Raw genomic sequence first — 4146 nt, forward strand, 5'->3', positions numbered from 1 at the left:
GCACCGTCGTCAAGGACGAAGGCAACGGCGGCACCCTCATCGCCGACTACCTCACCACCCACAAATTCATCTGACCCCCACCACCCAGACCACCCCATTTCTCTCGCGCTGGAGTCCGTGTCCCATGGCTGAAGTCCTCGTCTACGTCGACCACACCGACGGCACCGTCCGCAAACCCACCCTCGAACTCCTCACCCTCGCCCGCCGCCTCGGCGACCCCGTCGCCCTCGCGCTGGGCCCCGGAGCCGAACACACCACCACCACCCTCGCCGAACACGGCGCCACCCGCATCATCACCCACGACACCCCCCACTACACCGAACACCTCACCACCCCCCACCTCAACGCCCTCACCCACGCCTGCCAACAAACCCAGCCCACCGCCGTCCTCCTCCCCTCCACCCCCGACACCAAAGAAATCGCCGCCCGCCTCGCCCTGCGCCTCAACGCCGCCCTCATCACCGACGCCACCGACATCCAACCCACCCCCCAAGGACCCCAGACCACCCAGACCGCCTTCGCCGCCTCCCACACCACCACCACCCAACCCACCCCCCACACCCTCCCCGTCATCACCGTCAAACCCAACTCCACAACCCCCACCCCCCAACCCACCACCCCCCACACCCAAACCCTCACCACCAACGAAGACGGCACAGACAGCGGCGTGCCCGAAACACCCACCACCCGCATCACCCACCACACCCCCCGCACCGCCACCGGACGACCCGAACTCACCGAAGCCGCCATCGTCATCTCCGGCGGACGCGGCCTCGGCAGCCCCGAAGCCTTCCACCTCATCGAAACCCTCGCCGACACCCTCCACGCCGCCGTCGGCGCCTCCCGCGCCGCCGTCGACGCCGGCTGGTACCCCCACACCCACCAAGTCGGCCAAACCGGAAAAACCGTCTCCCCCCAGCTCTACATCGCCACCGGCATCTCCGGCGCCATCCAACACCGCGCCGGCATGCAAACCAGCAAAACCATCATCGCCATCAACAAAGACCCCGAAGCACCCATCTTCGACCTCACCGACTACGGCATCATCGGCGACCTCCACACCGTCATCCCCCAACTCACCACCGAAATCCAAACCCGCAAAGGATGAGACGGTGGCGCGGCGGATGGCTGGAGGGTGTGTGGTGTGACGGGTCCCCATGAGCAGGTGGCCACGAGCCTCCCGGCCGCCGTCAGCGCGGAGATCGGCGCGGCCCTCGCGCCCGTGGACGCGGAACTCGCCCGCCGTTACCCCGGCGACCCCGGCACCCGTCAGCCCGTGCACACCGTCTACGTACCGGGTGATGTGTTCACCGCGGACACCGTCCGTTCCTGGGGCGACCAGGCGTTGGCGGCGCTCGATGAACACGCCCCCGATGCCGAGTCGCTCGCCGCGGTGCTCGGGCTGCCCGGCGCGCTCGCCGATGAGGTCCACACCCGGGTGCGGGCGAAGCTGGCGCGCGAGCCGGTGGAGGACCTGCGGATCGACTTCGAGGACGGGTACGGCCCGCGCGCGGACGCGGAGGAGGACACCGCCGCCGCCCGTGCGGCACGGCTGGTGGCGGAGGCGTACCGGAACGGCACGGCGGCCCCGTATATGGGGGTGCGGACGAAGTGTCTGGAGGCGGCGGTGCGCGACCGGGGCATCCGCACCCTCGACATCTTCCTCACCGGGCTGATGGCGGCGGGCGGTCTGCCCGGCGGCCTCGTCCTCACGCTGCCCAAGGTGACCTACGCCGAGCAGGTCACCGCGATGGCGAGGCTGCTGGAGGCGTTCGAGCGGGAGCACGGGATCGACGCCGGGCGGATCGGGTTCGAGATCCAGATCGAGACCAGTCAGTCGATCCTCGCCACCGACGGCACCGCCACCGTGGCCCGGATGATCCAGGCCGCATGCGGCCGAGTCACCGGGCTGCACTACGGAACCTTCGACTACAGCGCCGGCCTCGGCGTCAGCGCGGCCCACCAGTCCAGTGACCACCCGGTGGCCGATCACGCCAAGGCCGTGATGCAGGTGGCGGCGGCGGGCACGGGCGTACGGGTGTCCGACGGCTCCACCAATGTGCTCCCCGTCGGCCCGACCGCCCGGGTCCACGACGCCTGGCGGCTCCACTACCGGCTCACCCGGCGTGCCCTCGCCCGCGCCTACTACCAGGGCTGGGACATGCACCCCGGGCATCTCCCCACCCGCTACGCGGCCGTTTTCGCCTTCTATCGCGAGGGATTCGAGCAGGCCGCGGCCCGGTTGTCCGCCTACGCGGAGCGCGTCGGCGGCGATGTGCTGGACGAGCCGGCCACCGCGAAGGCGCTCAGCGGATATCTGCTGCGCGGTCTGGACTGCGGCGCCCTCGACCCCGCCGAGGTCGCGCGCCGCACCGGTCTCAGCCGCGCCGGCCTGGAGAGTTTCGCCGCGCCGGGCCGCTCCTGAGCACGCCCGGCCGCTCCTGAGCACGCGGAAGCACACGGAAGCACACGGAAAGAAGTACGCGGACCCGCCCGGCGTCAGCTCCGCGGGGACACCCTGACGAGCTGGGCGAGATGGACGGCCGCGTCCTGGAGAGGGGTGTCGTCGCCGGTCACCCGGCTCAGCAGTTCGGCGCCCTCCAGCATGCTGATGACCGTGCCCGCGAGTGACCGGGCGGCGGGCGGAGCGATACCGCTGCCTTCGAGCTTGGTGGCGACGAGATCCCGCCACTGGGTGAGGGCGCTGGTGGCCGCCTCCTGGAGGCCGGGAACCCGGCCGACGGTCTCCAGCGCGGTCACCGCGACCGGACAGCCGTCCGTCCAGTCCGACTGCCTGAGGCTGTCGGCCAGCAGCAGGGCACAGGCGGACGCCGCCTCGGCGGGGTCGGGGGAGGACGAGAGCCCCTTGGCGAGCAGTTCACTGAATTCCCCGGCGCCGTGCCGCATCGCCTCGATGGCCAGCTCCTGCTTGCCACCCGGGAAGAAGTGGTAGACGGAACTGGGTGAGGCCTGGGCGGCGCCGGCGATGCGCTTGACCGAGGTGCTCTCGTAGCCCTGGCTCTGCAGCAGAGCGGCGGCGGCCTCGACGATCCTGCGCCGGGTGTCGGCCTCGGACCGGCCGCCGGCCGGTGCACCGGCCGCCCTGGCACCTGTCGTATCGGCTCCGTCGTCGGCTTCTCCGGCTTCCCTGGTTCTCATGCCGCTCAGCCTACTGGTTGGAACGTTCGATCCAAAGTGTCTATAGTCTGGATCGAACGTTCCAGCCAGGGGACGTCCGAGCGATGAGTAGGTACCCGATGACAACAACAGCACCGGCGGCTTCGTGGACGGGCCACCCCGGGTACGGGCGCATGTTCGCGCCGGGAGAACTGACCGTTGGCCTGTTCCTGCCCTTGTGGCCGTACGCGGGAGGCATGGCCGGAATGCGCGGCCAGACCGAGATCGTCCAGGCGGCCGACCGCTCGGGGTTCGCCGCGGCATGGGTGCGGGACGTACCCCTGGCCGACCCCTCCTTCGGCGATGTGGGGCAGGTGTACGACCCGTGGTCGGCGCTGACCTGGCTCGCGGCGCACACCTCCCGGATCTCCCTCGCGACCGGCAGCGTCGTCTTCACCCTTCGCCACCCCATCGACCTGGCCAAGCAGGCCGCATCGGTGGACCACCTCAGTGGTGGGCGGCTGGTCCTCGGCGCCGCGTCAGGCGACCGCCCGATCGAGTTCCCCGCGTACGGCATCGACCACGCCACCCGTGGCCTCCGCTACCGGGAGGCGGTCGGCGCCTTCCGGGAACTGCTCGGCACCGAGGTCCCCAAGGAACTCGCCCACGGTGCCGACCTGCTGCCGAAGCCGGTGCACGGAAGGATTCCCCTGCTGGTCACGGGGTCCTCCCAGCAGTCCCCGGACTGGATCGCCCAGCACGCCGACGGCTGGCTCGTCTATCCGAAGGCGTCCGCCACCGCCGAGGGGCCACGGGCCCTGGGGCGCAAGATCGCCGACTGGCGGAACCTGGTACCCGGACAGGAGTTCCGCCCGGTCGGCACCAATGAGTGGATCGACCTGGTCGAGGACCCCAAGCACCCGCCGACCGCGCTGCGCGGCGGTTTCGTCCTGCGTACGGGTACGGAGGGCCTGCTCGAACTCCTGGGCCGCTGGAAGGAGGCGGGGGTGAACCACGGCGCCTTCGGTG

The 4146-nt window shown here is 70.8% G+C and carries 4 protein-coding genes; 3 read left to right on the forward strand and 1 reads right to left on the reverse strand.

What is annotated here, in order from left to right; translation table 11 throughout:
• Window positions 1-124 precede the first annotated feature (124 nt).
• Both ACWF94_RS35150 and ACWF94_RS35155 read left to right on the forward strand, forming a co-directional pair.
• Window positions 125-1108 (forward strand): electron transfer flavoprotein subunit alpha/FixB family protein, encoded by a 984-nt coding sequence (locus ACWF94_RS35150; RefSeq protein WP_453498159.1) that lies wholly within the window; start codon window positions 125-127, stop codon window positions 1106-1108.
• A gap of 36 nt (window positions 1109-1144) precedes the next feature.
• Complete coding sequence (locus ACWF94_RS35155; protein WP_453498162.1) at window positions 1145-2425, forward strand: DUF6986 family protein; 1281 nt, start codon at window positions 1145-1147, stop codon at window positions 2423-2425.
• A gap of 74 nt (window positions 2426-2499) precedes the next feature.
• Here the strand turns inward: ACWF94_RS35155 and ACWF94_RS35160 are convergent, their stop codons facing one another.
• Complete coding sequence (locus ACWF94_RS35160) at window positions 2500-3159, reverse strand: TetR/AcrR family transcriptional regulator (RefSeq protein WP_453498164.1); 660 nt, start codon at window positions 3157-3159, stop codon at window positions 2500-2502.
• Window positions 3160-3311: 152 nt separating this feature from the next.
• On the opposite strand from ACWF94_RS35160, the gene ACWF94_RS35165 reads away from it, so the two are divergent.
• Window positions 3312-4146, forward strand: an 835-nt coding sequence (locus tag ACWF94_RS35165; protein ID WP_453498166.1) for a TIGR03571 family LLM class oxidoreductase, incomplete at its 3' end; no start/stop codon positions are given.

The organism is Streptomyces sp. NPDC055078, from assembly GCF_053607985.1.

Bases quoted from the DNA above. Each gene is read 5' to 3' on its own strand.
- ACWF94_RS35160 (WP_453498164.1), bottom strand. From the start codon at position 3,159: ATGAGAACCAGGGAAGCCGGAGAAGCCGACGACGGAGCCGATACGACA.
- ACWF94_RS35150 (WP_453498159.1), top strand. From the start codon at position 125: ATGGCTGAAGTCCTCGTCTACGTCGACCACACCGACGGCACCGTCCGC.